A 26680-nucleotide genomic window follows, 5' to 3' on the forward strand; every position below is an offset into this window, starting at 1 on the left:
TGGCCTCGATCTCGGCGATTTGCTGGGCGACCAATTGCAGCCGCTCGTGCTCGCGCGCAAGCTCCTCCTTCAGCCGCTCGGGAAGCGGGCGACCGTCGCCGGCGCGCAGCTTGGAAAGCCATGCGATGAACGATCGTGCGAGCGGCTGGACGTCGCGGATGCCCTGTCCGTGCAATAGTCCCCTGATGCGGTTGATGTGAGCCGTGCGCTCCTTGATCAGACGCTCGCGTTCGCGGGTGCGGCGCTTGCGATCCTCGTCCTCAACCGTCGGCACGTGGACGATGCTGCACACCCGCGGCTCGCCGCGCAAATAGGCCAGGAAGGTCCGCATCAGCTTCTCCAGATCGATCTGGTCGGTCTTGGCGCGCCGTGCGCGACGGTTCACCTCGATGCTGGAGGGATCGATCTCGTGATTGATCACGCCTTGCTGCGCCAGCCAGCGATGCAGCCAGTGGCCGTCGAGACCTGCCTCGTAGCACGACAATATGCGTATCGGCCGTCCATCCGCGGCAGCCTTCTTGCGCACGTCCGCAAGCCGCGCTGCCAAGGCCACCAGATCACCGCCACCAATCGTGTACCGGCTCAGCTTCTGTGAGCCCGGCAGCAACACGCCGAGCTTCCATTTCGCTTTGCTCAGTTCAAAAGCCAGGTAAACCGTGGCATGCTCCGCCGTGGCGGGTGCGTCAATGCGATCGAGCTTGATCATCTTGGTCCTCCGAGGCTGGGTGGTTTGCAATCCAATCCTAACCTCTCTTGACCACCCGCCGCCCCATAGGATCTGAGGAGCTCGCCTAAAGCTGGCGTCTCGAAGGATGGCCGCGGAGAAAAGCTCTCAATGCGATAGCCCTGCGAACTCATGCGGTATTCGCTTTGCCGCCGGACCTCACGGTTTGACGTAGCTCCAGCCCTGCTCCTGCAGCTCCATGACGCGGACGACACCCGATTTGACCACCGCCGCCTGCGGAATCAGATTGATGTCCTTGTTCTCCGCCTTCCGCATATTTTCCTGGGTGTTGCCGCAGGCTTTGAAGGAGATTTCGGGATTGCTCATCGCGAGCACCTCGATGCGTGGCTTTACCGGCGAGGTATCATCGCGCAGCATATGAAGACCCGGACCAAAGGTGACAATCTCGATTGACACTGGTTCACCGTGATCGCGGTAATATTGCGCGACATTGGTGGCATTGTTGAGCGTGAGGTTCATCATCGCGGGTTCATTGGAATTGACCTGCAATATCAGTCGGTGCGACTGCTTCGCACTCTCGGTTCTTGTCGCCTCGGCCACCCTCGTGTCCTGCGCAGCGTTCTGCTTGGTCGCGTGATCCTGCCTCGGCCTGGTCGCCTGCTTCTGTCTGACCGAATGCTTGGGATACACTTGGCTCTTCGCGTTCGAGTGCGGATTCAGCTGGTTGTCCTGTTGCGCCTGCGCGCCTGGTTCGACCAGAAGCACCATCGCCAGGCCGCCGATGATTGCCATCGTCAACTTCGGATTGATCATCTCGTGTCTCCCGTTTCCCTGACCATCACCTTCCTGGTCTGGCGACGCTATGTGGCCATTTGCATGCAGCCGCCATTCTCTTGCGCACGTTCTCGAATCCGCTGAGCAGGAATTGTCCGTCTTGCACCTGACCAGTGCGGGTGAAAAGGCGCACAACGATGTGACCTTCGTCGGGTAGCGCGTTCAGCAACTTTACGACGTCGCCCCCGAAAGCGACGCCGGAGCCGAACGACGGCGACGCGGCCGCGAGTTGCATTGGCGTGTCCGCATTCAGCCGAAAGGAGATGACGTATTCGTTGGCGCTCCGTGACAGCGCAGGTCCCGCGACCCTGACTTCCGTGCGGCCTTTGCGGCAGTGGATTGCGAGTTGCATCGCAGCTCCATCCGAGCCGCCAACCGAAGAGGTGGTGGCGGTGACGACGGGTGAATAGTCGACCGGCGAGGTGGTCTCGCTGATCAGCCAGCCGTGGTCCGACGCCCGCCGCCCGGGCGGCGGAATCTTACGTGACAGATCTTGCAGACATTCCTGCCGGCCCTGCCCTTCCATTGTTGAACAAGCACGAAGTGATTCGATGGCATCGCTCGTGCTTTGCGCGTAGGCAATTCCGCAGGCAACGTTGAAGGCGATGGCGAGCGGAGCAACGGCAGTGTTCATGGCTTCGCCTGGGCGCTGCGCGCCTGGCGATCCAGCCATTCCTGCGCTGCCTGGAAGCGGGTGAGCCCCGGGATGGTTGCGGCGAGATTGATCGACCGCCATTTCGGATCGAAGCCTGGTGCCTGCAGGCGGTCGATCCGCGAGAACAGGTAATCGACGAGGCGCGCCACGCGTTGATAGTGATTCGAGCCTGGCCGCCAGTTGAACGCAACGAGCGCTGTCGGCACCGCGATGGTCGAGACCCGATCGCCCTGCTTGATCAGATTGGGATACTCGATCGCGTCCAATGTCGCGGGCAGATAATAGTCCTCGAATCTCCTGTCGTAGTGGACCGGGAGAAACTTGAATCCCGCTTCCCAACGACCGCGTACGAAGGCGTCGACGGGCTTCGACGTGATGAACACCACGGCGGACATCTCACCGTTGCGCATCTGTTCCAGGGCAAGCTGATGCGGAATGAACGTCTTGTCGACGTCGATGCCGAGGCGGCTGAAGATCAGCGGTCCGGAATAGGCGGCTGCGGTGCCCTGGGTATTGAAGTTCACTTTCTTGCCGGCAAGGTCCTGCAGGCTCGTGATCTCCGGCCGCACGAAGATGTGCAATTCGGACGGGAACAGATTGAGCAGGTAGGTGATGCGGCTTTGGATCTGCGGAACCTGAAGCTTGTACTCGTCGAGCGCGTCGGAATTGATGATCGCGGTATCGACACCACGCAGATAGAGCAGCGCATTCAGATTGTCGGTGGCGCCCCGGGTGACGATCGGCAGGAGATGCAGTTCTGCGCCGTCGTCGACGACACGGGCCATTTCTGCCGCGAGGCGAATCGGCGCGCCCTCGAGCAGACCGCCGGCGAGCCCGACGGTCCAGGCGTTCATCCGGTCCTTTTCGCTCTCCTGAGAGAGCGGCCGTCGCACCATTTGTGCATCCGCCTTGGATTTTGCGGTTTGTGCTTCCAGGCAAGCCGGTTGAAGCAGCACGGCCATCGGCACCAGCGCGGCGAGCAGGAGCGACGAGAGCGACCTTGGCACCTTGTTCATGTCGTTCCTTTCCGGATTACTCAGTGCAACCATTCGTCCCAGCCTGAATGCAAAGCCCACTCTCAGTGATGCAATGCATCCAGTCGTTCCTTGGCTCCGCGAATGCCGCTCCTCTGTGCCTTCGCGTACAGCTCTCGCGCCTTGGCCGCCTCGCCGCGCGTTCCATAGGCACCCCAAGCCGCCAGAACCGCTGGATCGTATGTCTCCGCGAGCATGAAGGTCGCCTGCGCAATGTTCTTCTCGGCGGCGAGCTCGAGTACAATCCGCGCTGCACCGATATTGCCTTGATCGAGCAACGCTTTGGCACGCGGGATCAATCGGGCCTCCACCTCGTCCTGGCCTGGACTCGTCGGCGGCTCCGCTGCGGTCACGTTCTGCGCCGTCGACAGGATCGGGCCGTCGTTTCTTTGCTCCACCGGAGCGCGCTGATCGCTGAGGCGCGATGCCGGGGCGAGGTCACTCTCCCTGGCTTCAGTCCTGCTCCGCTCCCGTTGCAGCGAGTGCCTCAGTTCGGCGATCTCTCGGTTCGCTGCCTGTCTGTGCTGCGAGGCTGCATCGTTCGCCTCGCGCAAACGCCCGTTCAGGATTTCAATGTCCCCGCGCATTTGCGCAAGTTTGCCCTCCAGCGCGGCAGCGTGAGCCTGGGCCTCTTCGACGGCACGGCGTTGTTGCTCAGCGTTCGCAATTGCCGACCGCGCGGCGTCCGCCTGTTGCGCGAGGGCTGCGTTGCTTTCGCGCTCCTGCTGCAAGGACTGCCGCAATTCCGCGACCTCCCTGCCCGCCGCCTCGCTTTGCTCCGCCGCCGCATCGTCGGCCGTGGCCGATCCGCGAGACATGCCGGCAAGCTCGCTCGCGAGAGCCGCGGCGCGTTGCTGCGCCTCGTAGCGTTCCTGCTCAGCGCTTGCCGCTAGCGCCTGCGCGGCGCCCATTCGCTTCGCCAGGACGGCGCTCTTGTCCCGCTCCTGCTGCAGGGACCGCTCCAGCTCAGCGATCTCCCGCGCCGCCGCATCCCTCGCATCCCTCTGCTGCGCTGCCACCTCGTCCGCGTCGCGCGCCTGCACGATACGGGCCTCGACTTCGCGGCGGGTTCCGGCAAGTTCGTCCGCGAGCGCGGCGCTGCGGGCTTGCTCATCTTGAAGAGACCGCCGCAGCTCCTCCGCGGCAATTTCCGCTGCATGCGTGCGCTGGACCGCCTCTTCAAGCTCCCTGCGCGCGCCGGCCAGCTCACCGGAGAGCGCGTCACTGCGCGGAGCCTCGGCGTCGAGCTGTTGTCGAGGTTCCGCCGTGTTTGCCGAGACCGCCTGCATCAGGACCTCGGACGTTTCGCTCTGAAGGAGTGCCAGCGATCCGGTCCCGACGGCAGGCCGCTGGTCGAGGCCGGCGGCGCTCCCGCCGTCGATGCGCATCATTTCGACAGTCGGTCGTGCCTTGAACGGGTCGAAAGCACCGAGCAGGGCCGCCCCAATGAAGATGAAGGGCACCAGAACGACGGCCGCAACGAGCGAACTGCCCGATGTTGCCGCCTCCGGATCGACATCCTCGGTCTCACCACGCCAATGGGTCGGTGAAGAGGAGATCGGCGAGCCGTCCTTTGCGGCCCATCTGCCCGTCTCGGGCGACCCGCGACCGAGCTCCCCCGCCGCATCTTCTATTCCGGTGTTTTCTCGATGCCTGGGTGCAGTATCGATTGATCGGCGCATGCATCACGCCTCTCTCAAGAGCAACTCCAATGGAGCGATTGCCCAGCCTGTGCGCATGGTTTCAGAACACGCGTTGATCGTGATGTTTGCGGCGCGGCGACACCACCCCAAATTAAATAGAACAATTAACTCAAATACATATAATTTTGACTATATTCGAAAGTCAAATTAAATATGCTCGCCGCATGCCGTTACGGGGCTCATACATCGCATGGAATATAGGGCTAGCGCCCCGAATCTGCGTATCTGACCATGTTCTCGTCGCGTCTCGGCATCGAGGAGTGACCATGCGCATTGCATTGCCGTATTTGGGAATTGGCGTCTGTTTGTCTGTTGCAACCTGGTTGGCGCTGGGGCTCGTGCTCTAGCGGCGGTTTTCCGCAAACGGGTTCGGAAACCGACTTGGGGCGGTCCGCTCCATATCACCCGATCCAACGGCGGTTGGATGGTTGGCCTGTCCGACCGCGCCGGCCACGCTCCTCCCGCGCGCTTCGATTGAATTTCACATCTTGTGAATGAACCTGTGCTACGGTGATTGGGACCTATCGGAAGGCCATTCTGTTTTCTCGCCCAAGCCGGTCATTTCTTGACAATTACAATTTAGGGCGCGTCATGAGTACTCGTGTTCAGTGCGACCGTATTGCGGTTCTGCATCAACGCGTTTCGTCTCTCTGCTCCCAACTGGCAGAGCTTCAGAACCTTCGTACCCGCCTGGAAAAAGCTGAGGAAAGGCGAATCCGCAGACGTTCAAAAGTCACGGATACCTTGGCGAAACGGCGCCGATCTTGGCAGTAGGGGCGAGTCGACAGCCGCAAGCCCGCTGCCGGTGGCTATCAGGCAGCTATGCTGGCGACTAACGGCTACGATATTGGTCTTGCGGAAGATGGCACGGCCCCATGGCGGCAGGCCTACGAGTTGATCACGCGTGTCCCGTAAGGTGGGTTCGACAAAGCAGGCCTAACCTTCGCGGCTTGCTGCTCCCATCGCATCGCGCCGCCATGCACCCGGGCTGACGCCGACGATCGCGGAGAACACACGCGTGAAGTGGCTCTGGTTGGCAAAGCCGGCCGAAATAGCAACCTCGGACAGTGATGGACCGTGCTCACGCATCAGACGCTTGGCGGTTCTCACGCGATGATGCAGGAGCCAGCGATAGGGCGGCAGGCCGGTCGCAGCGCGAAACGCACGAGAAAAATGGCTGACGGAGAGGCCGAGCTCCGCAGCGATCGCCTGCAACGGCAGCTTGCCGCCGAGATCCGCTTCGAGTTTGTCGCATGCGCGCGCGAGCTGCCATGGCGCAAGCGCACCGCGGCCGCTCTCGGCCTTGTGCCGAAAGCCTCCATAGGTCTCGGCGACATGAGCTGCGAGCGCCAGCATCATGTGATCGACGAACAATTGGTTGGCCTCGTCCGGTCGGCGCAGTCCCTCGCGCAAGGAGGCGCCGATATGACGGACGATGGCATCATCGTGCCCGACGGGACTGCAGTCGAGCGCATCGATGCGCCGCGCCCCCGACTGATCGGCGAGTCCATCGAGCGCCGAACGCGGCACGTAGAAGTGCAGAGAGTGAAACGGTTTGTCGATCACGTACCGGGGGTCAGCCTTGAGATCGTATAGATAAGTCGTCCCGGCATGGACGTCTGCCTTCGTGAGGCGACGACCCTGCTCCCAGATCTCGCACTCCGGATAATCGCGCAATTTCAGGCTGACGAGATAGGCATCTTCCGCAGCAAACGAACCGGACAGACCCAGCACGGGATTGTCGCTTCGCGTTTCCGTGACTGCGATCTCGGCGCTGCGCAGCGACCGGGTCATCAGCGTGGGCGGCACTTCATCGAGGCGTAGGAATGCTCCGAGCCGTTCGCCGTACGCGCCTGTCCTGCCCATCGGATGTCTCGTCTGTGCCGTCGTGGAGCAGGCCACAGCAACCTGCCATTTCCAGGGTCCTATAGCGGTAAGCACCCACCGCTGTCCACGACCGACGAAGTCGCACCCCGTCCCGATCGAGTCCCATCCGAATTTATCAAACATTTCAAAATGATCGGTTTGTGCTCTGACGTGAGGGGCCACCGGACCGCGACGCCGACATCACGACTTTTCACAAACGCACGCGAGTGACGCGCGTCTGGCGTGCGCGCAGCATGATCAGGCAATGCACGGCAGTATCAGGAAAGACACAGGTCTTGGCGCTGCCTAGAACCCGTAAATCAACGGCATCGGAACCTCGACGAATCGCCTTCGGACCCGATCCACCCCTTGAGCAAAGACCACCAGACCGGCCGTTCGGCCCCCGCTCTGCGGCCGCTGAAACCATGATCAATTTGTCGCGCATCAGCGACGCGCCACCACACGAGCGAAGCCATGAGCAAAGTCGTCTTGCGCGAATCTCAGAACGAGACCGCCACGTCTGGAGTGCAGCGCGACCAGGCAGGCGATCGGCCCACCGCTGATGTGGAGATGGCCCGCGTGCTCGGCACGGTGCCTTTCCGCATGGCGTTGGATTCCTCCGGCGCCGGCATTGCTCACTGGAAGCACGAGCCGTTGCACGACGTCGTCGCGCCCATGAGCCACCATGTCATCATGGCTTACAACGGCGTGGTGCAACGCATGGAGCGGCGATCCGGGCAATCCGTCGCAATCGGGACGTTTCGTCCGGGAGTCGTGAACATTATTCCGGAAGGGTCGAGCTCCCGGTGGGACATTCCAAAAGCCGTCGACGTCGTTCAACTCTACCTTCCGCAGACAACGCTGAAGCGCGTGGCGGACGAAGCCGAAGCCGGGGCACCGTCCGAGCTCCTGGAGCGAACCGCGCATCCCGATCCCGTCACGTCCCGCCTGCTCCTGAGCGCGGCGGACGTGCTGGACGGAAACGAGCCGCTGGATACGTTGTTCCGGCAGCAACTCATGGATTTGCTGGCGACACGTCTCCTGGCAGCGCACACGGGCTCACCAAGCACGATCGCGCCGGCCAGGGGCGGGTTGGCGCCAAAAACATTGCTTCGGGCGATCGAGCGGTTGCGCTCCGACAGTGATGCCGACGTATCTCTTGCAGCGCTTGCAGCCGAGGCCGGCTTGTCGCGCTTTCACTTCTGCCGCGCCTTCAAGGACAGTACCGGGCTTTCTCCGCATGCCTGGCTGCGGCAGCACCGGCTCGAGCAAGCCATGAACATGCTGCGCGACACCGACGCCTCCGTCGTCTCGATCGCCGTCACGCTCGGCTACTCCTCGCAGACCGCCTTTGCTGCCGCATTTCGAAAGCTGACCGGGGAATCGCCGAGCGATTGGCGGCGGCGCGCGCGATAGCAGCAATCGTGCTGCAATCGCGGCAATCGCGCTGGGGCACGAGCAAGTCCGGTTCGGTAGACATCCATGGTGCCCCCCACCTGCAATGGAGCAGCAAATGCCCTTGATAACATCCGTCAGCCGGCTCGCGAGCACCTCGCGCCGAAACATCCTGGCAACGACGCTTCTGTACACGGCGTCCTTGACCGTCCGCTCCACCTCGGCGGTGGGCCGCGATGCCAAGAGCGCCGCGCTCTCGATCGGCAAGGACGACGGTGCAGCCTTCGTCACCACCAGCGACGGCGTCCAGATCTTCTACAAGGACTGGGGACCGAAGTCCGCGCAGCCGATTGTCTTCCATCACGGCTGGCCGCTCAGCGCCGACGACTGGGACGCCCAGATGCTGTTCTTCCTCGGCAAGGGTTTTCGCGTGATCGCGCATGATCGCCGCGGCCATGGCCGCTCCAGCCAGGTCAGCGACGGTCACGACATGGATCATTATGCCGCCGACGTCGCCGCGCTAGCCCAGCACCTCGATCTTCGCAACGCCATTCACGTCGGCCACTCCACCGGTGGCGGCGAGGCGACGCGATACGTGGCGCGCCATGGCCGGGAGCGCGTCGCCAAGCTCGTGCTCATCGGCGCAGTGCCGCCCCTGATGCTGAAGACCGAGTCCAATCCCGGCGGATTGCCGCTTGACGTGTTCGACGGCTTGCGCCGGCGGCTCGCCACCAACAGGTCGCAGTTCTACTTCGAATTCGCGAGCGGTCCCTTCTACGGCTACAATCGCCCGGGCGCCGAGCCTTCCCAGGCCGTGATCTGGAACTGGTGGCGTCAAGGCATGACGGGCAGCAGCAAGGCCCATCACGACGGCATCAAGGCCTTCTCCGAGACCGACTTCAGCGAAGACCTGAAGAGCATTGCGGTGCCGACGCTCGTGCTGCACGGCGGCGACGACCAGATCGTCCCCGTTGCCGACTCGGCGCAGCTGTCGGCCCGACTCCTGAAGCACAGCACACTGAAAGTCTATGACCTGCTGCCGCATGGCCTCTGCACGACGCATCCCGACCTCGTCAATGCCGACTTGCTCAGGTTCGTGACGGCCTAGCCCTCGCTTCATCGCAATCATCTCGACCAAGGAACATCAGACATGCGCATCGTCATCATCGGCGCCGGCTTTGCCGGCATGTATGCCGCCCTTTCAGCCGCCCGCCTGCGCGATATCCAGGGCGTTTCGCCCGACAAGCTCGAGATCGCGCTCGTCGCGCCCGAACCGACACTCGTGGTTCGCCCGCGACTCTACGAACCGAACCCCGAGACCCTGACAGCACCGCTGCAGGACGTCCTCAAGGCGATCGACGTCGTCTATATCAGGGGCCATGCCGAGGCGATCGATACCAAGTCCAAGGTCGTCGAGGTCGCTGGCACGCAAGGCACGCGGAAGAAGCTGTCCTACGACCGGCTGGTGGTCGCCACCGGCAGCCGATTATTTCGGCCGAACGTTCCCGGCCTTGCCGAGCACGGCTTCAGCGTCGACCAGCTCGATGACGCCATCGCGCTCGATCGTCACCTTCATGGGCTTTTGAGCCGCCCAGCCTCGAAGGCACGCAACACCGTCGTCGTCGCGGGCGGCGGATTCACCGGCATCGAGGCAGCGACAGAGATGCCGTCGCGCTTGCGCAAGATTCTCGGCAAGAACGCCCAGTTGCGCGTGGTCGTCGTCGACCGCAACGAGGCGATCGCCCCGGACATGGGCGCAGGCCCCCGCCCCATCATCGAGGAGGCGCTGAGCAAGCTCGGCATCGAGACCAGGCTCGGTGTCGGCGTGGCCTCGCTCGACAAGTCCGGCGTCACGCTCTCCAACGGCGAGCAGATCGAATGCGAGACGGTGATCTGGGCCGCCGGCATGCGCGCGGCGCCGTTGACGGCAGAGATCCCTGCCGAGCGCGACCGGTTTGGCCGGCTGCTCGTCGACCGCGAATTACGGGTCCCATCGGTGAGCGGCGTCTTCGCCACCGGCGATGCCGCACGGGCCGCGTGTGACGATGTCGGCAATTACGCGCTGATGTCGTGTCAGCACGCGACCCGGATGGGCGCCTTCGCCGGCAACAACGCCGCCGCCGAGCTGCTGGGCGTTCCGACCAGACCCTATCACCAGAAAGCCTACGTCACCTGCCTCGACCTCGGCGAAGCCGGTGCGCTGTTCACCCGCGGCTGGGAGCGCACGGTCGAGATGGTCGGCGACGTCGCCAAGAAGACCAAGCAGGAGATCAACACGGTCTGGATCTATCCGCCCAAGGCCGAGCGTGCCGCAGCGCTCGCCTCCGCCGATCCCGAGCGCGTCACCGCGCTCTAGCAACTAACACTTAACCTTGAAAAGGAGACCAGGATGAATCTGCACAACGCTTCCATTGCCGCGAAACCCGAAGAGCTCGTGCCGTCGCGCTACGCGGTGCGCATCGGCGACATTGACGTGCTGGTGGTCAGCGACGGGGTGCTGCCGCTCCCGAGCACCATGCTGGCACACAACGCCGACCCGGCCGTAAGGGCCAACTGGCTGAACGAGATGTTCCTGCCTCAGGATGCGTTCGACTGGGCACTGAATGCGGTGATGGTGCGAAGTGGCGACAAGACCATCCTCATCGACGCCGGGCTGGGGTCCGATCCTGACCTGCATCTGCCGCGCGCCGGACAGTTGATCAAGCGCCTGGAGGCCGCCGGAATCGACCTCTCGTCCGTCACCGATCTCGTGTTGACCCACATGCACATGGATCACGTCGGTGGCTTGCTGGTCGACGGCGTGAAGGAGCGGCTGCGCAAGGACCTGCGGATCCACGTCGCCGCCGCCGAGGTCAAGTTCTGGGAGGCGCCCGATTTCACCCATACCAACATGCCGCAGGGATTCCCCGATGCGCTTCGGGCCGCCGCCAAGCAGTTCGTGAAGATGTACGGCAGCCAGATCCGGCCGTTCGAGGAGCAGCGCGAGGTTGCGCCCGGTGTCGTGGTCCGCCGCACTGGCGGTCACACGCCCGGACATAGCGTGGTCCGCGTGGCGTCCGGCGGCGAAGCGCTGACCTTTGCCGGCGATGCCGTGTTTGCGGTCGGGTTCGACCAACCCGAATGGCACAACGGCTTCGAGCACGACCCCGAGGATGCGGCGCGCGTTCGTATCCAGCTGTTGCGGGAGCTCGCGCAGAGCGGCGAGCTGCTGGTGGCCACGCACATGCCGTTCCCATCGGTTGGCCATGTCGCGGCCGCCGGCGATGTCTTCCGCTGGGTCCCGGTGTTCTGGGACTACTGACGGGCAAGAACAGGCTCAACTGGAGCGCGCGCCCGGGATGATCGAGCGCTCCCTCCGGATCACACCCCTCACGGCGGCCGGTACACCAGGGAATCGGCCGCCGCGACCTGCAAACTCTAGCCAATTGGTGCGGCTGACCGCACGAGAGACAGAACATGCAAGATCAAAAGGTCGTTGTCGTCACCGGCGGTACTTCAGGCATCGGCCGCGCAGCGGCGCTCCGCTTCGCGAAACAGGGCTATCAGGTGCTCATCACCGGCCGACGGGCGAGCCTGATCAACGAGACCATGCTGCAACACGAGAACATTGCGGGAATGACCGCGGACGCGGCGTCCGCCGAGGACGCCAAGCGTACCATTGCGAAGGCGCTCGACAAATGGGGCCGTCTCGATGCGCTGGTCAACAATGCCGGCGCCGGCGCAATCCTGCCGCTCGCCGATGTGACCGCCGATCGCATCACAGACATCTTCGCCGTCAACGTGCTCGGCCCAAGTCTGCTCGCATCGGCAGCGCTTCCCCATCTCAAGGCCAGGCGCGGCGCGATCGTCAACGTCTCCAGCACCTTCGGACACAAAGCGGCGGCAGGACTATCTCACTACGCAGCCAGCAAAGCCGCCGTGGAGCATTTGACGCGGTGCTGGGCCCTGGAGCTGGCCCCGTTCGGAATCAGGGTGAACGCCGTTGCACCGGGCCCAACGGAGACGGGCGCGCTGACGGGCATGATGGGATTGTCGGCGGAGCAGGCCGCAGCGGTCGAGGAACAGGAGCGCGCCAGCATACCGCTCGGCCGCCGCGGCGTGCCCGAGGATGTCGCTGAATGGGTCGTCCAACTCGCCGGTCCCGCCTCGGCGTGGGTAACCGGTCAGGTGATCGCCGTCGATGGCGGCCTGGGACTGGCATGATCTCGCGCGGTCGGTGGCCTGTCGGCGCCACGCGAAGGAGCACGTGAACTTCGAGTCTCCCGCGAACTATTAGTCGCAAACTGGAGACGGCGCGCGGAGGACGCAAATGCGGGCTGCTCCCGGCCCGATCGCTGGCACCTTGGCATCCTGCCAGTGTTTTGCCCGACGGGTCAACGTGATCGCAGCCGCCAAGGCCGCTGCGACACGGCGGAAAAATCCCTTTTCGATCAAAGGGCCTCCTACTGTGCATGGGGTTGTTTTTCGAGTTTTTGGACCGTAACGGGGACCGTGAGCTCATTCTTGCGACAGCGAGTCCGCAGCACGATGCTGGCGCTCGGCGCGGGCTTTGCCGTGCTCGGCAGCGTGGTGAGCTTCTTACGGCTCGCAGTGAAGTGAGCCGTCAGGCCGCCGTCACGCCGACAGCCACTGGAGCGCCGGTCTCGTTGTCCAGCGCGGCCAGGCGCTGGTCGATCGCCGCGATGACCTTGCGCGAGTACGGCCCGAGATGTGCATAGGCCGCGATCATCTGCACGGCGATGCGCGCCGATGACGTGTCGCGCTTGGCGCAGTTCATGAAGGTCTGCCAGAGCGGCCCCCGCGCCTCGGGAAGGGCGGACACCACCTTGTGCACGGTCTCCATGGCCCCGAGCTTGGAGCGGATATCGCCTTCGGCAAGCTCGGAGCGCTGCCTGGATCGGTCGAGCAGCGTCATCAGGCGGTCGACGCGTGCTGCGTAGGCGGCCGGGCTATAGATGTGCTCCAGCACCCGCTTGTAGTCCATCAGGATATCGCGCAGCGGGCGGACCGGATCGAAGTTGATGCCGGCCGTGCACTGATCGGCACCGATGGTCGGCGCCACGTCGTGGCCCGAATGCAGCCGGCCTTCGCGCTCCAGCCGGCGCGTGAGCTGCGTATTGGGCAAGGCATAGAGCAGGCCGACCATGGCCACGGGAATTGCCGCCTCCTCGATGAACTCGATCATCGATTCCGCCATCGAGACCTTCTCGTTGTCGAAGCCGACGATGAAGCCCGCGGTGACGAGCATGCCGGCGGCGTAGATCTTGTGGATGCTCTCGGCAATGTTGCGCCGCGTGTTCTGCTTCTTGCGCATCGCGACCAGCGTCTCCGGATCCGGACTTTCGATGCCGACGAAGATGCCGAAGAAATTCGCCGCACCCATCAGCTCCAGGAGCTCCGGATCGTCGGCGAGGTTGACCGAGGCTTCCGTGGAGAATTCGAACGGATAGCCGTGCGTGCGCTGCCATTCGGCGAGCTTCGGCAGGAATTGCCGCAGCGACTTCTTGTTGCCGATGAAATTGTCGTCGACGAAGTCGAGATGGCCGCGATAGCCCATCTTGTAGAGCGTCTCGAGCTCGACGAACATCTGCTCGATCGTCTTGGTCCGCGGCACGCGCCCGTAGAGCTCGATGATATCGCAGAATTCGCAGGTGAAGGGACAGCCGCGCGAATATTGCACACCGAGATAGAGATAGTCCTCGAACTTGAGCAGGTCGAAGCGCGGCACCGGCGTCTTGGTGACGTCGGCCTGGAACTTCGGTGCGGTGAAGACGCCGGATCGCGCGCCACCCTCCCAGGCCGCGATGAATTCGTTGATGACGCTCTCGGCCTCGCCCAGCACCCGGAAATCGGCCCGCTCATAGATGTGGGGGCTCGAGGTGGGGTCGGGTCCGCCGACCACGACCGGCTTGCCGGCGGCGCGGCAGAGCTCGATCAGGCGCAACGTGTCGGCCTGCTGGGGCAACATTCCGCCGGTGAACACGACGTCGGCCCAGGCGAGATCCTCCTCCCCGAAGGACGCCGTGTTGCAATCGATCAGCCGGACGGTCCAGCTCTCGGGCAACATCGCGGCAACGGTGATCAGGCCCAGGGGGGCGGCCGGACGCTTGACGCCCAACACTTTGCAGGATTCGCCGAAGGTCCAGAAGGACTCTGCCGAGAACAGCGGATAGAGCATCAGTACGTTGCAGGGACTCGGCACGTTCATGGAACTCCTTTTGCGGCGGCGCAGTGTACCAAAGCGCCCGCGACTTGCACCCCGGCAATAAGGACAAACTGTCGCCGCTGCGCAAGCCACGCGGGCCCAGGAACCGGCGTTTCACGGCCGGACGTCGCCTCAAGCCGCGGATTGGCGCCCTCGGAAAAAAGGCGTCGACCCGAATCGATTGTGAAGGGATGAGGCAAAAGCGCGTCTCGGTCCATACCCCAGAGCGGCACGGCCATGCGTCCCCGCCACCCCTCGGACTGTTGATTTGAACCGTTCCAGTTTGCCGGACACATTGCGCCCCTGAGTTCAATCGGTGGATTGGGCCAATCAGGGGACTTGCGATGGCAAACCTAACAATCAACGGAAAAACCTTCACGCTCGACGTCGAGCCGGACACGCCGCTGCTCTGGGCGATCCGCGAGAATGCCGGCCTGACCGGCACCAAATACGGCTGCGGCATTGCACAATGCGGTGCCTGCACGGTTCACCTCGACGGCGTCGCGATGCGCTCCTGCGGGATCTCGGTCGGCGAGGCCGAGGGCAAGAAGATCACCACGATCGAGGGGCTCGCCTCGGGCAACACGCTGCACAGGGTGCAGGAGGCCTGGATCGCCCAGGACGTGCCGCAATGCGGCTATTGCCAGAGCGGCATGATCATGGCGGTGGCCGCGCTCCTGAACGAGAAGCCGAAGCCGACCGACGCCGACATCGACGAGGCCATCACCAATATCTGCCGCTGCGGCACCTTCCAGCAGGTGCGCGAGGCGATCCACACGATCGCGAGCGCGTAAGGAAATCCCCACATGAACAAGCATATCTCGCCGCGGCTCAACCGCCGCGCCTTCGTCATTGGCACGGCTGCGGTCGGTGCCGGCCTCGCCATCGGCCTCGACCTCCCCCTCGGCGGCCCCGCCGTGGTCCGCGCCGCCGACGGCTCGCCCGAGATCGGCGCCTGGGTCGTGGTCAGGCCCGACGACACCGTGGTGATCCGCATCGCCCGCTCGGAGATGGGCCAGGGCTCGCTGACCGGCCTCGCCCAGCTGGTTGCCGAGGAGCTCGAATGCGACTGGACCAAGGTCACGACCGAATATCCGACCCCCGGCCAGAGCGTCGCCCGCAAGCGCGTCTGGGGTGATTTCTCCACCGGCGGCAGCCGCGGCATCCGCTCCTCGCAGGACTACGTTCGCAAGGGCGGCGCCACCGCGCGCGTGATGCTGATCCAAGCCGCAGCCGACGCTTGGAAAGTGCCGGCCTCCGAATGCAGGGCCGAGAACAGCGTCATCACCCATACGCCGTCGGGCCGGACCACGACCTACGGCAAGGTCGCCGAGGCCGCGGCGAAACTGACGCCGCCGGCGGACGTCAAACTGAAGGATCCGAAGGATTGGAAGCTGATCGGCAAGGGTGTGAATCGGCTCGACACCGCCGACAAGACCACCGGCGCGATGGTCTACGGTATCGACGTCAAGCTGCCGGGCATGCTGAACGCCGCGATCAAGGACTGCCCGGTGTTCGGCGGCAAGCTGAAGAGCTTTGACGAAGCCAAGATCGCCGACATGAAAGGCGTCAAGAAGGTCGTCAAGGTCGGCGACACCGCCGTCGCCGTCGTCGCCGACACCTGGTGGCACGCCAAGACCGCGCTGGAATCACTGCCGATCGTCTGGGATGAGGGCGACAACGCAAAAGTCTCCAGCGAGTCGATTGCGAAGTGGCTGGCCGAAGGTCTCGACAATTCGCAGCCGGCCTATGTCGGCAACAAGAACGGCGACGCGAAGGCCGCGATTGCCGGTGCCGCCAAGAAGGTCGAGGCCGTCTACTCCTATCCCTACCAGAACCACGCCACGATGGAGCCGATGAACGCCACCGCGCTCTACACGGCCGACGGATGCGAGGTCTGGTGCGGGACGCAGAACGGCGAGGCCGCCTTCGCGGCGGTGCTGGAAGCCTCCGGCCTGCCCGCCGAGAAGTGCGACGTGCACAAGGTGATGCTTGGCGGCGGCTTCGGCCGGCGTGGCCAGACCGACTATGTCCGCCAGGCGGTCATGATCGCCAAGCAGATGCCGGGCACGCCGATCAAGCTGCTGTGGTCGCGTGAAGAGGACATGGCGCACGGTCGGTACCACCCGATCACCCAGTGCAAGATGACCGGCGCGTTCGATGCCAACAACAACCTGATCGCGCTGCACTACCGCCTCTCCGGGCAATCGATCCTGTTCTCGCTCCGCCCCGAAGCGTTGCAGAACGGGATGGATCCCGCGGCATTCCAGGGCGTCGCCCAATCCGGCGAAGCCGCATTCGGCTATTCGGTGCCGAACCTTCTGGTCGAGCATGCGATGCGCAACCCGCACGTCCCGCCCGGCTTCTGGCGCGGCGTCAACGTCAATCACAACGCGATCTACATGGAATGCTTCATGGACGAGCTCGCCCATGCCGCAGGCCAGGACCCCCTCGAATTCCGCCGCAAGCTGATGGGCAACCACCCCAAGCACCTCGCGGTGCTCAATGCGGTGGCCGAGAAGATCGGCTGGACCAGTCCGGCGCCGCAAGGCGTCTATCGCGGCATCGCGCAGGTGATGGGCTACGGCAGCTATGTCGCCGGCGCCGCCGAGATCTCGGTGACCGACGGCATCAAGATCAAGGTGCATCGCATCGTCGCCTCCACCGATCCCGGCTATGTCGTCAATCCGGCGCAGGTGGAGCGGCAGGTCGCCGGCTCCTTCGTCTATGGTCTCTCCGCACTGTTCTACGGCGGCTGCACGGTGAAGGACGGCAAGATCGAGCAGACCAACTTCGACACCTACAACTCGATGCGCATCAACGAGATGCCGAAGGTGGAGACGGTGATGGTGCCGAGCGGCGGGTTCTGGGGCGGCGTCGGCGAGCCGACCATCGGCGTCGCGGCGCCGGCCGTGCTGAATGCATACTTCGCGGCGACCGGCAAGCGCATCCGCCAGGTGCCGCTGCGCGACCAGAACATCACCTTCGCGTAAAGCATGATCCCGAAAAGTGTGGACCGGTTTTCCGAGATGATCATGCTCAAACGACAAATCGCGGCGGCCGTATCGGCCGTCGCAGTATTTTCCGGACAGGTCTCATGAATGCGCCGGTGACGCGGCGGAATGCCGTCCTCGGCATCGCCGTCGCGGCCACATCGCTCGCCGCACCTTCGATCCTGCGCGCGCAATCGGCGGGCCGCGTCGTCGTGGTCGGCGGGGGCTTTGGCGGTGCGGCTTGCGCCCGCGCGCTCAAGCGCGCCGATGCAAAATTACAGGTCACCCTGATCGAGCCGAGCAAGACTTACATCTGCTGTCCCTTCAGCAACGAGGTGATCGCAGGCCTGCGCGAGATCGAGGCGCAGCAGTTCGGTTATGACAAGCTTGCCGCCGGCGGCATCAGCATCGTCGCCCAGGCCGCGACGGGGATCGACGCGCAAACGCGTAGGGTGACGACGGGCGATGGCACGACGTTTGGCTACGACCGCCTCGTGCTCTCGCCCGGCGTCGACTTCCATCTGGAGGCCATGCCCGGCTACGACGATGCGGCGTTGGAGTCGATGCCGCACGGCTGGAAGGCCGGCGCGCAAACGCTTTTGCTGCGTCGTCAATTGGAAGCGATGGCGGACGGCGGCACGGTCGCCATTGCAATCCCGGCCAATCCTTCCCGCTGCCCGCCAGCGCCCTACGAGCGCGCGAGCCTGATCGCGCATTACCTGAAGTCGAGAAAGCCGCGCTCCAAGGTTCTGATCCTCGATGCCAAGGACGCGTTCTCGCAGCAGCGGCTGTTCGAGAAGGCGTGGAAGGAGCTCTATGGCGACATGATCGAGCGCGTCGCACTGTCGCAAGGCGGCCGCGTCACCTCGATCGATCCGACGACGCGAACCATCGTCACGGAGTTCGGCAACTACACCCCTGATGTCGCCAACGTCATCCCGCCGCAGCGCGCGGGACGCATCGCCGGCATCGCAGGCGTTGCGGACGCGACCGGCTGGTGCCCGATCGATCCCGTCACGTTCGAGTCGAAACTTGCGCCGAACGTCCACGTCATTGGCGATGCCTGCCTCGGCGGCGGCATTCCCAAATCGGCATCCGCTGCGAACGCGCAAGGCAAGGCCTGCGCTGGCGCGATCGTCAATCTGCTCGCGGGCCGCGCGCCGGAGACGCCGCGGCTCACAGGCGTCTGCTACAACATCGTCGCGCCCGGTTACGGCTTTTCGCTGGCTGGCAACTACGAGCCGCGCGGCGACATCTTTGCTGAGGTCGAGGGCGGCGCCACCAGCCCGGTCGATGCCCCGCGCGAATTGCGCGCCCACGAGGCGGCTGAGGCTGAACGCTGGTTTCAAACCATCACGGCGGACATATTCGGCTAGGGCAATGATGGAGCGAGCTTGCCGTCACGACCACAGTGCGCCCCCTCCCCCGCCTGCGGGGGAGGGTTGGGGAGAGGGTGTCTCAACAACGAAGACTCCCCCAGAGGAAAGAGCCCTCACCCGGCGCTGCGCGCCGACCTCTCCCGCAAGCGGGAGAGGTAGGTGGAGTTCGCGGCGACCTCAGCCATCCCATCCGATAGCTATGATTGCGGCGCTCCTCATGGCGAGCCTCGCTATCACCTTGCCGGCCCAAGCCGACGAGCTCGTGCCCTACACAATCGTCGGCGACGGCATTCCAGTCTCGCTCACAGGCTCCTCCGGCGATGCCGCACGGGGGCGCGCGCTGGTGCTCGCACGCACGACGACCTGCATCCTCTGCCATTCCGGCCCATTTCCGGAGACGCGGTTCCAGGGCGACCTCGCGCCTGATCTCGCCGGTGCCGGGAACCGGTGGTCCGAGAGCCAGTTGCGGCTTCGACTGGTCGATGCCTCGCGCTTCAATCCGGACACCATCATGCCGTCCTATTATCGCAACGACGGCTTCGTGCGAGTCGGACGCAACTTCGCTGGCAAGCCGATCCTGTCGGCTGCGGAGATCGAGGACATCGTGGCTTTTCTTGTAACGCTTCGGGACTAGGTTCATGCCCACCACGCGACGACAATTCCTGAACCTCGCCGGCGGCGTGACAGTGGCCGGGACGATTCCAGTCGTGACGCTGCGGCCGCTTCAAGCGACGCCGGCGATGCTCAATGCAGCGATCCGTAACATTGTCGGCGAAGCCCAGCTTCGCACCGGCAGGGTCAAGCTCGACATTCCGCCGCTGGTCGAGAACGGCAACACGGTGCCGATGACGGTCAGCGTCGCGAGCCCGATGACGGCGGACGACTACGTCAAAAGCATCCACGTCTTCAACGAGAAGAACCCGCAGCCGAACATCGGCAACTTCTATTTTAATCCCTCCTCCGGCCGCGCCCAAGTCTCGACCCGGATCCGGCTCGCCGACACCCAGAAGGTGGTCGCGATCGCGCGCCTGTCAGACGGCACATTCTGGCAGGTTGCCGCCGAAATCGTCGTGACGCTGGCGGCATGCACCGAGGAGCTCAACTGATGGCCGCCCTCATCAACGTTCCCTCGCGAGCCAAACGCGGCGAGATCATCGAGATCCGCACGCTGACCTCGCACATCATGGAAACGGGATTCCGCCACACCGCGGACGGCAAGCTCGTGCCGCGCGACATCATCACGAGCTTCATCTGCCGCTACAACGGCGACGAGATCTTTCGTGCCGACCTGTTTCCAGCGATCGCGGCGAACCCATATTTGTCGTTCTTCACGGTGGCCAAGGAGAGCGGCAAGTTCGAGTTCGAGTGGATCGGCGACAACGGCTATTCATCCACCGCCACCGCATCGATCACGGTCGAATGATTGCTTGGCGCGCGATAGCGGCGGCGATATTGCTCGTCACGGGCCCCGCCCTGCTCGCCGGAGAGATCCCGTCCGATGCGCGCCGGTCCGGCTATGCCTTCATGGGTCCGGACACCCGCGCGATGCAGGATGACGACACCGCCAATCCCGGCATGCTGTTCGTGCTCGACGGCGAGCAGCTGTGGAAGAAGACGACCGGCACCGCCGAGAAGGCCTGCGCGGACTGCCATGGCGATGCGCGCGGCAGCATGAAGGGCGTCGCGGCGCGCTACCCCGCCTTCGACAAGGCGCTGGGCCGCCCCATCACGCTCGATCAGCGGATCAATCTCTGCCGCGCCAATCACCAGCAGGCGACGCCGCTGCCCTACGAGAGCCGCGACCTGCTCGCTTTGTCAGCCTTCGTCGGCCGCCAGTCACGCGGCGTTCCGATCACCGCGGGCGAGGATCCGCAGCTCGAGCCATTCGTCGAGCAAGGGCGCAAGCTCTTCATGCAGCGCGAAGGCCAGCTCAACCTTGCCTGCACCAACTGCCATGACGACAATTTCGACAAGCGCCTTGCGGGCGCCCCGATCACGCAGGGACAGCCGGCCGGCTATCCGCTGTATCGACTGGAATGGCAGACGCTTGGCTCGCTGGAGCGACGGCTGCGCAGCTGCATGAGCGGTGTCCGCGCCCAGGCCTATGATTACGGCTCACCCGAGCTGGTCGCGCTCGAACTGTACCTGATGTCGCGGGCGCGCGGCCTGCCGATGGAAACGCCGGCCGTGCGGCCCTGATGGCAGATTAGGGCTAGGCAGGCGTGGTAAGGCCGCTAGTATCCCTCCCAAAGACTATGAATCAGAGGGAGGGACCTAAATTGGCCAACTACAACATCTCGCGCCGTACGTTGCTCAAGGGCACCGCCGCGGCCGGCGCGCTCAGCCTGACCGGACTGCCGGCACGCGCCGAGGTCAACTGGAAGAAATACGCCGGGACCAAGCTGGAGGTTATCCTCGCTAAGGGTCCGCGCGGCGACAACCTGCAAAAGAACATCAAGGAGTTCACCGAGCTCACCGGCATCCAGGTCGAGTCCGAGCAGATCCCTGAGCAGCAACAGCGCCAGAAGGTCGTGATCGAGCTCACCTCGGGACGGCCGAGCTTCGACGTCGTGCATCTCAGCTATCACGTTCAGAAGCGGCAGTTCGAGAAAGCCGGCTGGCTCGCCGACATCACGCCGTTCATGAAGGACCCGACGTTGACCGCGCCGGATCTCGTCGAAAGCGATTTCTCCGCCGCGGGCCTGCAATACGCCAAGAACGACAAGGGCCAGATGCTGTCGCTGCCCTGGTCGGTCGATTATTTCATACTCTACTACAACAAGGAGCTGTTCGAGAAGAAGGGCGTCGCGGTCCCCAAGACCTTCGACGAGATGGTCGCGGCCGCCGAAAAGCTCACCGACGCCAAGGACGGCACCTACGGCTTCGTCGGGCGCGGCCTGCGCAACGCCAACATGACGTTGTGGACCAATTTCTTCCTCAACTATGGCGGCGAATTCCTGGACGCCAAGGGCAACATCCAGACCGACGGCCCGGAAGCTGTCGCGGCGACGAAGCTCTATCAGACGCTGCTGACCAAGTTCGCCCCGCCCGGCGTCGCCGGCTTCAACTGGATGGAGTCGATGGCCTCGTTCACCCAAGGCCGCTCCGCAATGTGGATCGACGGCGTCGGCTGGGCGCCGCCGCTGGAGGATCCGGCCGCCTCGCGCGTGGTCGGCAAGGTCGGCTACACCGTCGTGCCGGCCGGACCGAAGGGGCAATATTCGGCCACCTATGGCGACGGCATCGGCATTGCTGCGGCCAGCAAGAACAAGGAAGCCGCCTATCTGCTTTGCCAATGGGTGGTGTCGAAGAAGCAGGGCGCGCGGCTGCTGCAGGCCGGGGGCGGCGTGCCGTTCCGCAACTCGATCCTGAACGATCCCGAAATCCAGAGCGGCGTGAAGATGCCCAAGGAGTGGCTGCAATCGGTGATCGATTCCGCCAAGATCAGCAAGCTCGGCTTGCCGGTCGTGATCCCGGTCGCCGAATTCCGCGATCTCGTCGGCGCGGCGCTCACCTCGACACTGTCAGGCGCCGATCCCGCGACCGAGCTGAAGAAGGCGCACGAACAGTATCGGCCGATCCTGGAGCGTAGCGAAAAGGCGTGAGTGCGTTGACACAATCGACTCCGGCCGCGGCTTCGACCGAGGCCGCGCCGGAGAAGGAATTGCGGCCGCCATCCTACTGGCCGTTCGTGGTGCCGGCGCTGGTCGTCGTGCTCGCCATCATCATCTTCCCGTGGGTCTTCACGATCTGGATGAGCCTGAACGAGTGGAAGGTCGGCTCGCCCACCACCTTCGTCGGGTTCTCAAACTATCTGCGGCTCACGAGCGATCCGCGCTTTCTCGAGGCGGTCGGCCACACGCTGGTCTACACCGTGCTGTCGGTGGTGCTGCCGCTGATCCTCGGCACACTCTCTGCCGTGGTGTTTCACCAGAACTTCGCCGGCCGCGGATTTCTGCGCGGCGTCTTCATCATGCCGATGATGGCGACGCCCGTTGCGATTGCGCTGGTCTGGACCATGATGTTCCACCCGCAGCTCGGTGTGCTCAATTACCTGCTGTCGCTGGTCGGGATTCCCGCTCAGCTCTGGGTCTTTCATCCCGCGACCGTCATTCCCTCGCTGGTGCTGGTCGAGACCTGGCAGTGGACGCCGCTGGTGATGCTGATCGTGCTCGGCGGCCTCGCCGCGATCCCGACCGAGCCCTATGAGAGCGCGCAGATCGACGGTGCCAGCTTCTGGCAGGTCTTCCGCTTCATCACGCTGCCGCTGATCATGCCGTTCCTGTTCATCGCCGGCATGATCCGCATGATCGACGCGGTGAAGAGCTTCGACATCATCTTCGCGATCACCCAAGGTGGACCGGGCTCGGCATCGGAGACCATCAACATTTATCTCTACAGCGTCGCCTTCACCTATTACGACCTCGGCTACGGTTCGGCGATTGCGGTCGTGTTCTTCCTGCTGATCGTCCTGCTTGCGGCGGTGATGCTCTACGCCCGCCAGCGCATGCTGTGGACCGAGATCGCGAGCGGCGCATGACACCCCGTCAGATCATCGGCAAAATCGGCTTGTGGCTGTCCGTGCTCGTCATCGTCTCGCCGGCGATCCTGTTCTTCCTCTGGATGCTCTCGCTGTCACTCAAGTTCGAGGTCGACAATGCGGCCTACCCGCCGGTGTTCTTTCCGGATCACATCGCCTGGAAGAACTATGCGGACGTGCTCGCCTCCAATCGCTTCCTGACCTATTTTATCAACAGTCTGGTCGTCACCGGCAGCGCGACGGTGCTGGCGCTCATGGTCGGCGTGCCCGCCGGCTACGGCATCGCACGCATGGCCGCGCATAAATCCGCGATCGTGATCCTGATTGCCCGCATCACACCCGGCCTGTCCTATTTGATCCCGCTGTTCCTGCTGTTCCAGTGGCTCGGCCTGCTCGGCACGCTGGTGCCGCAGATCATCATCCATCTCGTCGTCACAGTGCCGATCGTGATCTGGATCATGATCGGCTATTTCGAGACGACTCCGATGGAACTGGAGGAAGCCGCCCTGATCGATGGTGCCGGCCGCTGGCAGGTGTTCCGCCACGTCGCGCTGCCGATTGCAAAGCCCGGCATCGCGGTCGCCTTCATTCTCGCCGTGATCTTCTCCTGGAACAATTTTGTGTTCGGCATCGTGTTGGCCGGACGCGAGACTCGCACGCTGCCGGTTGCGGTCTACAACATGATCTCGTTCGACCAGCTGAGCTGGGGACCGCTGGCCGCCGCCGCGCTGATCGTGACCTTCCCGGTGCTGCTGCTGACGGTGCTGGCGCAGCGGCAGATCGTGGCCGGGCTGACGGCGGGGGCGGTGAAGGGCGGATGAACGCCCGCCCTCAGCCTCTCATCCTGAACCCTACGACGCGCGGTTGAGAAAGATCGGCAGCCCCCGCTTGTTGGCGTAGATGGGACGGTAGCGCTCAGTGTTGTACGTGCTGGCGACGTCCAATTTGCGCGGCCCGAGGCTGACGTCAGGGATGGGCACGAGGTCGTAGCGGCCTTCCACCAGCGCCGACATGAGGCCGGTCTTGCCTTCCAGGATGGCATCGAACGCCATGTTACCGAAAGTCAGGGCAACAAGCTTATCGATGAAGTCCGGATCGCCCGACCGCAGGTCGTAGGTGAGGTCAGAGGTCATCGTCTGCTCGCCGGCTCGCTGCTTGATCTCATCGGCAAGCACATCAGCCACGTTGGCCTTCTTGCGATGACCGTAGGGGTCAGGCTCGCCATATTCCTGCGGCTTGTAGCCCTCCCACTCGGCGCCCTCGCTGAGCAAGACAAGCGCGTAATTGCTTGGGTTGGCACGCTTCTCCTCGATCAGCAACTCGATCAGTTTGTCGAGATTGATCTTGTACTCCGGGATGACGCAACGTATCGAGGTCGCGTACGCGGTGTAGAGCGCGGTAAATCCCGCATCGCGGCCAAAGACGCGAAAAATGCCAATTCGCTCGTGCGACCCGACGGTGGTGCGCTGCCGCTGGATGGCATCGCTGGCGCGGGTAATCGCGGTCGAGAAGCCGACGCAATACTCGGTGTTGCGGACGTCGTTGTCCATGGTCTTTGGAATGGCGATGATCTTGACGCCGAGCTCATTGAGCTTGGCCGCATAACTGAGCGTGTCATCGCCGCCGATGGCGATCAGGTGTTCGATGCCGAGCCCCGAGAGGTTTGCCAGCACCTGGCTGGTGAGGTCCCACGTCTTGGTCGCAACGGCGCCCTTGGTACTCGTGGCAGCCGGAAGGTCGCTGCCGACGAGATGATCGGGCAGCTTTTGTATTTTGGACGGATTGGTGCGGCTCGTGTGCAGCACTGTGCCGCCGCGTCGATCGATGGTGCGAGTGTTTTCACGATTCAGCGGCACGAGATAGTGGGACCTGCTGGCGGTATCCTCGAGGTTCAGGTGCGTGAGAGCCTCCCAACCTCGGCGGAGACCGACAACCTCGATGTCGTTCTCACTCCCGCGATAAGTCACGCTCTTAATGACCGCGTTGAGGCCCGAGACGTCGCCGCCGCCCGTGAGAATGCCGATACGTTTTCTCGCCAAGCCGACCTCCCAGCGTTAGCATGTCGCACTCATTGCACAGCGTGGCGTTCCTTACTCCGCCGCTTCCGGCTTTTGTTCCTCGCGCAGCCGAAAACGCTTCTGCAGTGCAGACACGGTGTCGCGGAAGCCACCATACTCCAGCTCGGAATAAGGCAGCATCGCAGCGCCGGACCAACCTTGGCTGCGCATCTCGATTGCCTTGCTCTGGGCTCGCCGGCGGACTTCGTCCCACGCTGGGTTGTCGAAGAAATCGGTGAAGGCATCGGAAAAGCGGCCGTCCTTGTCGATCGAAAAGCCGGCACAGGAGACGATCGGCAGGCAGTACATGCCTGTCACCGGTGTGTTAAGTGGCACCGGCATGAGCGGCATCACGTGCGAGCCCCGCGCATCGCCGCCCACGAAGTGCGCCTTGGCGAACGGCGAGACGATTTCTTCGGGCGCCGGGAAAATCCCCTGGTTCCTGACGATCGCGACCGGATCGTCCTTGCCGGTGTACTTGCCTGCGATCGAGTGAAGACGCTGCGCCGAAACAGCGACGACAACCTCGCCATATGTTCGAGAAACGATGCGATCGATCCCAAAGCGCTCATTGTCGCGAAGGAGCGCCGCAATATGGTAGCCGTCCGCCGGTGCGTCGAGTTCGATGACGCTGTCGCCAGCCGTGTGGTCCATGTCGATGACATGGAAACGGAACCCCTTGATCATCGGGGGCAGCATCAGCCCGGCGCAATACATGGGATCGGCGAAGGCGAGGTAGAGCGGCAGGTTGTACGCGCCGGGGCCACATTTGTCGGCGGCGAACACCATGAAGGACTCCGCGGGCCTCGAGCCCGAGAGGCTGTGGTCGAAGCTGAGTTCCGCGACGGCCGGTCCGGCGCCGCGAACGTTACCGGAAGGCGCGTCGACGAGAAGATCCTGGCCGGCGCCATAGAGCCCGGAAGTTTTCGCGACCGACGTCGCCGCGAGAAACGCCTTCCATGCAAATTGATGGACCTCGGAGCTCCCTTCGCCCCTTGTATGCGTCATGATGATCGCAATGTCGTCGCCGGTGTGGCAGACGAAACTGTCGATCAGAAGCCCCTTGTCGACCGCCTTCGCGGCTTCGCCCATGACAGTCGCCATCATGGGTGCAGACGGTTTCGTATGCCCGCCGACAGAGCCAACGTCAGCCTTAATGACCGAAAGAGTGAGTCTCATGAACATCCCTCCCGCCAGCACAGCTTCGCGCCTCGCCTCAGCGCTTGCTGCGCCGGGCGACGGCGCTGCTCATTCGCGGAAAAGAACGTCTGGTGCCGCGTTAGGTTCCAAAGATGCGGCTATGCCGGAAATGCCCGGACTCGTGCCGGCGCAGG

At 63.8% G+C, this 26680-nt stretch carries 25 protein-coding genes; 16 read left to right on the plus strand and 9 right to left on the minus strand.

What is annotated here, in order from left to right; genetic code table 11:
• The 5 genes from HZZ13_RS32755 to HZZ13_RS32775 form a co-directional block, all read right to left on the minus strand.
• A partial coding sequence (locus HZZ13_RS32755) for a transposase (RefSeq protein WP_197963574.1) occupies positions 1 to 706 on the minus strand: 706 nt, incomplete at its 3' end.
• Between the two features lie 177 nt (positions 707 to 883).
• A complete protein-coding gene (locus tag HZZ13_RS32760) occupies positions 884 to 1498 on the minus strand; it encodes a DsrE family protein (protein WP_246504658.1) in 615 nt (204 codons plus the stop codon).
• Positions 1499 to 1523: 25 nt separating this feature from the next.
• The gene (locus tag HZZ13_RS32765; protein ID WP_246504659.1) at positions 1524 to 2153 is read right to left on the minus strand and encodes a hypothetical protein; all 630 of its coding nucleotides are present in this window, start codon (positions 2151 to 2153) and stop codon (positions 1524 to 1526) included.
• Positions 2150 to 3190, minus strand: a complete 1041-nt coding sequence (locus HZZ13_RS32770; RefSeq protein WP_197963575.1) for a TAXI family TRAP transporter solute-binding subunit — start codon at positions 3188 to 3190, stop codon at positions 2150 to 2152. The genes HZZ13_RS32765 and HZZ13_RS32770 overlap by 4 nt, the downstream gene beginning before the upstream one ends.
• Before the next feature lie 62 nt (positions 3191 to 3252).
• Entirely contained in the window at positions 3253 to 4671 is a 1419-nt protein-coding gene (locus HZZ13_RS32775) for a coiled-coil domain-containing protein (RefSeq protein ID WP_197963576.1), read from the minus strand.
• Here HZZ13_RS32775 and HZZ13_RS32780 point away from each other — a divergent pair.
• The gene (locus tag HZZ13_RS32780) at positions 4655 to 5062 is read left to right on the plus strand and encodes a hypothetical protein (protein WP_197963577.1); all 408 of its coding nucleotides are present in this window, start codon (positions 4655 to 4657) and stop codon (positions 5060 to 5062) included. The two genes, HZZ13_RS32775 and HZZ13_RS32780, sit on opposite strands and share 17 nt — an antisense overlap.
• 785 nt (positions 5063 to 5847) lie before the next feature.
• Here HZZ13_RS32780 and HZZ13_RS32785 read toward each other — a convergent pair.
• Positions 5848 to 6777, minus strand: a complete 930-nt coding sequence (locus HZZ13_RS32785) for a helix-turn-helix domain-containing protein (protein WP_197963578.1) — start codon at positions 6775 to 6777, stop codon at positions 5848 to 5850.
• A 474-nt stretch (positions 6778 to 7251) separates the two neighbouring features.
• On the opposite strand from HZZ13_RS32785, the gene HZZ13_RS32790 reads away from it, so the two are divergent.
• The 5 genes from HZZ13_RS32790 to HZZ13_RS32810 all read left to right on the plus strand — a co-directional run bounded on the left by HZZ13_RS32790 (position 7252) and on the right by HZZ13_RS32810 (position 12375).
• Positions 7252 to 8193, plus strand: a complete 942-nt coding sequence (locus HZZ13_RS32790) for a helix-turn-helix domain-containing protein (protein WP_197963579.1) — start codon at positions 7252 to 7254, stop codon at positions 8191 to 8193.
• Positions 8194 to 8290: 97 nt separating this feature from the next.
• Positions 8291 to 9280: an alpha/beta fold hydrolase gene (locus HZZ13_RS32795; protein WP_197963580.1), complete on the plus strand. Its 990-nt coding sequence runs from the start codon at positions 8291 to 8293 to the stop codon at positions 9278 to 9280.
• Between the two features lie 42 nt (positions 9281 to 9322).
• Positions 9323 to 10528, plus strand: a complete 1206-nt coding sequence (locus tag HZZ13_RS32800) for an NAD(P)/FAD-dependent oxidoreductase (protein WP_197963581.1) — start codon at positions 9323 to 9325, stop codon at positions 10526 to 10528.
• A 33-nt stretch (positions 10529 to 10561) separates the two neighbouring features.
• Entirely contained in the window at positions 10562 to 11473 is a 912-nt protein-coding gene (locus HZZ13_RS32805; RefSeq protein WP_197963582.1) for an MBL fold metallo-hydrolase, read from the plus strand.
• Between the two features lie 155 nt (positions 11474 to 11628).
• Positions 11629 to 12375 (plus strand): SDR family NAD(P)-dependent oxidoreductase, encoded by a 747-nt coding sequence (locus tag HZZ13_RS32810; protein WP_197963583.1) that lies wholly within the window; start codon positions 11629 to 11631, stop codon positions 12373 to 12375.
• 400 nt (positions 12376 to 12775) lie between these two features.
• On the opposite strand, the gene HZZ13_RS32815 is transcribed toward HZZ13_RS32810, so the two are convergent.
• Positions 12776 to 14380, minus strand: coding sequence for a B12-binding domain-containing radical SAM protein (locus HZZ13_RS32815; protein WP_197963584.1), 1605 nt, complete (start codon positions 14378 to 14380; stop codon positions 12776 to 12778).
• Between the two features lie 341 nt (positions 14381 to 14721).
• On the opposite strand from HZZ13_RS32815, the gene HZZ13_RS32820 reads away from it, so the two are divergent.
• From HZZ13_RS32820 to HZZ13_RS32865, 10 genes are all read left to right on the plus strand, one after another.
• Entirely contained in the window at positions 14722 to 15171 is a 450-nt protein-coding gene (locus HZZ13_RS32820) for a (2Fe-2S)-binding protein (protein ID WP_197963585.1), read from the plus strand.
• Between the two features lie 12 nt (positions 15172 to 15183).
• On the plus strand, positions 15184 to 17370 hold the full coding sequence (locus HZZ13_RS32825) for a xanthine dehydrogenase family protein molybdopterin-binding subunit (protein ID WP_197963586.1): 2187 nt from the start codon (positions 15184 to 15186) through the stop codon (positions 17368 to 17370).
• Positions 17371 to 17474: 104 nt separating this feature from the next.
• A complete protein-coding gene (locus tag HZZ13_RS32830) occupies positions 17475 to 18746 on the plus strand; it encodes an NAD(P)/FAD-dependent oxidoreductase (protein ID WP_197963587.1) in 1272 nt (423 codons plus the stop codon).
• A gap of 220 nt (positions 18747 to 18966) precedes the next feature.
• Positions 18967 to 19383 carry a sulfur oxidation c-type cytochrome SoxX gene (soxX, locus tag HZZ13_RS32835; RefSeq protein ID WP_246504660.1) on the plus strand — a complete coding sequence of 139 codons (417 nt, stop codon included), beginning with the start codon at positions 18967 to 18969 and terminating at the stop codon, positions 19381 to 19383.
• 4 nt (positions 19384 to 19387) lie between these two features.
• Entirely contained in the window at positions 19388 to 19855 is a 468-nt protein-coding gene (locus HZZ13_RS32840; protein WP_197963589.1) for a SoxY-related AACIE arm protein, read from the plus strand.
• A complete protein-coding gene (soxZ, locus tag HZZ13_RS32845) occupies positions 19855 to 20172 on the plus strand; it encodes a thiosulfate oxidation carrier complex protein SoxZ (protein WP_197963590.1) in 318 nt (105 codons plus the stop codon). Before HZZ13_RS32840 ends, soxZ begins: the two co-directional genes overlap by 1 nt.
• Positions 20169 to 20948, plus strand: a complete 780-nt coding sequence (gene soxA / locus HZZ13_RS32850; RefSeq protein ID WP_197963591.1) for a sulfur oxidation c-type cytochrome SoxA — start codon at positions 20169 to 20171, stop codon at positions 20946 to 20948. The genes soxZ and soxA overlap by 4 nt, the downstream gene beginning before the upstream one ends.
• Before the next feature lie 56 nt (positions 20949 to 21004).
• The gene (locus HZZ13_RS32855; protein WP_197963592.1) at positions 21005 to 22354 is read left to right on the plus strand and encodes an ABC transporter substrate-binding protein; all 1350 of its coding nucleotides are present in this window, start codon (positions 21005 to 21007) and stop codon (positions 22352 to 22354) included.
• Positions 22351 to 23289 carry a carbohydrate ABC transporter permease gene (locus HZZ13_RS32860; RefSeq protein ID WP_197963593.1) on the plus strand — a complete coding sequence of 313 codons (939 nt, stop codon included), beginning with the start codon at positions 22351 to 22353 and terminating at the stop codon, positions 23287 to 23289. The genes HZZ13_RS32855 and HZZ13_RS32860 overlap by 4 nt, the downstream gene beginning before the upstream one ends.
• Positions 23286 to 24110 carry a carbohydrate ABC transporter permease gene (locus HZZ13_RS32865; RefSeq protein WP_197963594.1) on the plus strand — a complete coding sequence of 275 codons (825 nt, stop codon included), beginning with the start codon at positions 23286 to 23288 and terminating at the stop codon, positions 24108 to 24110. The genes HZZ13_RS32860 and HZZ13_RS32865 overlap by 4 nt, the downstream gene beginning before the upstream one ends.
• A 30-nt stretch (positions 24111 to 24140) precedes the next feature.
• On the opposite strand, the gene HZZ13_RS32870 is transcribed toward HZZ13_RS32865, so the two are convergent.
• Together HZZ13_RS32870 and HZZ13_RS32875 are read right to left on the minus strand one after the other, a co-directional pair.
• On the minus strand, positions 24141 to 25328 hold the full coding sequence (locus HZZ13_RS32870) for a 6-phosphofructokinase (RefSeq protein ID WP_197963595.1): 1188 nt from the start codon (positions 25326 to 25328) through the stop codon (positions 24141 to 24143).
• Between the two features lie 51 nt (positions 25329 to 25379).
• Positions 25380 to 26531, minus strand: a complete 1152-nt coding sequence (locus HZZ13_RS32875) for a fructose-1,6-bisphosphatase (RefSeq protein ID WP_311972829.1) — start codon at positions 26529 to 26531, stop codon at positions 25380 to 25382.
• Positions 26532 to 26680: the final 149 nt, after the last annotated feature.

This window comes from Bradyrhizobium agreste, from assembly GCF_016031625.1.
Lineage (GTDB): Bacteria > Pseudomonadota > Alphaproteobacteria > Rhizobiales > Xanthobacteraceae > Bradyrhizobium > Bradyrhizobium agreste.

Excerpts from the sequence above, each read along its gene's own strand:
- HZZ13_RS32785 (WP_197963578.1), bottom strand. The coding sequence starts at position 6,777 with ATGGGCAGGACAGGCGCGTACGGCGAACGGCTCGGAGCATTCCTACGC.
- soxZ (WP_197963590.1), top strand. The coding sequence starts at position 19,855 with ATGGCCGCCCTCATCAACGTTCCCTCGCGAGCCAAACGCGGCGAGATC.
- soxA (WP_197963591.1), top strand. The coding sequence starts at position 20,169 with ATGATTGCTTGGCGCGCGATAGCGGCGGCGATATTGCTCGTCACGGGC.
- HZZ13_RS32765 (WP_246504659.1), bottom strand. The coding sequence starts at position 2,153 with ATGAACACTGCCGTTGCTCCGCTCGCCATCGCCTTCAACGTTGCCTGC.
- HZZ13_RS32790 (WP_197963579.1), top strand. The coding sequence starts at position 7,252 with ATGAGCAAAGTCGTCTTGCGCGAATCTCAGAACGAGACCGCCACGTCT.
- HZZ13_RS32810 (WP_197963583.1), top strand. The coding sequence starts at position 11,629 with ATGCAAGATCAAAAGGTCGTTGTCGTCACCGGCGGTACTTCAGGCATC.
- HZZ13_RS32805 (WP_197963582.1), top strand. The coding sequence starts at position 10,562 with ATGAATCTGCACAACGCTTCCATTGCCGCGAAACCCGAAGAGCTCGTG.
- HZZ13_RS32815 (WP_197963584.1), bottom strand. The coding sequence starts at position 14,380 with ATGAACGTGCCGAGTCCCTGCAACGTACTGATGCTCTATCCGCTGTTC.
- HZZ13_RS32770 (WP_197963575.1), bottom strand. The coding sequence starts at position 3,190 with ATGAACAAGGTGCCAAGGTCGCTCTCGTCGCTCCTGCTCGCCGCGCTG.
- HZZ13_RS32780 (WP_197963577.1), top strand. The coding sequence starts at position 4,655 with ATGAAGATGAAGGGCACCAGAACGACGGCCGCAACGAGCGAACTGCCC.
- HZZ13_RS32840 (WP_197963589.1), top strand. The coding sequence starts at position 19,388 with ATGCCCACCACGCGACGACAATTCCTGAACCTCGCCGGCGGCGTGACA.
- HZZ13_RS32855 (WP_197963592.1), top strand. The coding sequence starts at position 21,005 with ATGAATCAGAGGGAGGGACCTAAATTGGCCAACTACAACATCTCGCGC.
- HZZ13_RS32825 (WP_197963586.1), top strand. The coding sequence starts at position 15,184 with ATGAACAAGCATATCTCGCCGCGGCTCAACCGCCGCGCCTTCGTCATT.
- HZZ13_RS32795 (WP_197963580.1), top strand. The coding sequence starts at position 8,291 with ATGCCCTTGATAACATCCGTCAGCCGGCTCGCGAGCACCTCGCGCCGA.
- HZZ13_RS32800 (WP_197963581.1), top strand. The coding sequence starts at position 9,323 with ATGCGCATCGTCATCATCGGCGCCGGCTTTGCCGGCATGTATGCCGCC.
- HZZ13_RS32865 (WP_197963594.1), top strand. The coding sequence starts at position 23,286 with ATGACACCCCGTCAGATCATCGGCAAAATCGGCTTGTGGCTGTCCGTG.
- HZZ13_RS32830 (WP_197963587.1), top strand. The coding sequence starts at position 17,475 with ATGAATGCGCCGGTGACGCGGCGGAATGCCGTCCTCGGCATCGCCGTC.
- HZZ13_RS32760 (WP_246504658.1), bottom strand. The coding sequence starts at position 1,498 with ATGATCAATCCGAAGTTGACGATGGCAATCATCGGCGGCCTGGCGATG.
- HZZ13_RS32875 (WP_311972829.1), bottom strand. The coding sequence starts at position 26,531 with ATGTTCATGAGACTCACTCTTTCGGTCATTAAGGCTGACGTTGGCTCT.
- soxX (WP_246504660.1), top strand. The coding sequence starts at position 18,967 with ATGGCGAGCCTCGCTATCACCTTGCCGGCCCAAGCCGACGAGCTCGTG.
- HZZ13_RS32820 (WP_197963585.1), top strand. The coding sequence starts at position 14,722 with ATGGCAAACCTAACAATCAACGGAAAAACCTTCACGCTCGACGTCGAG.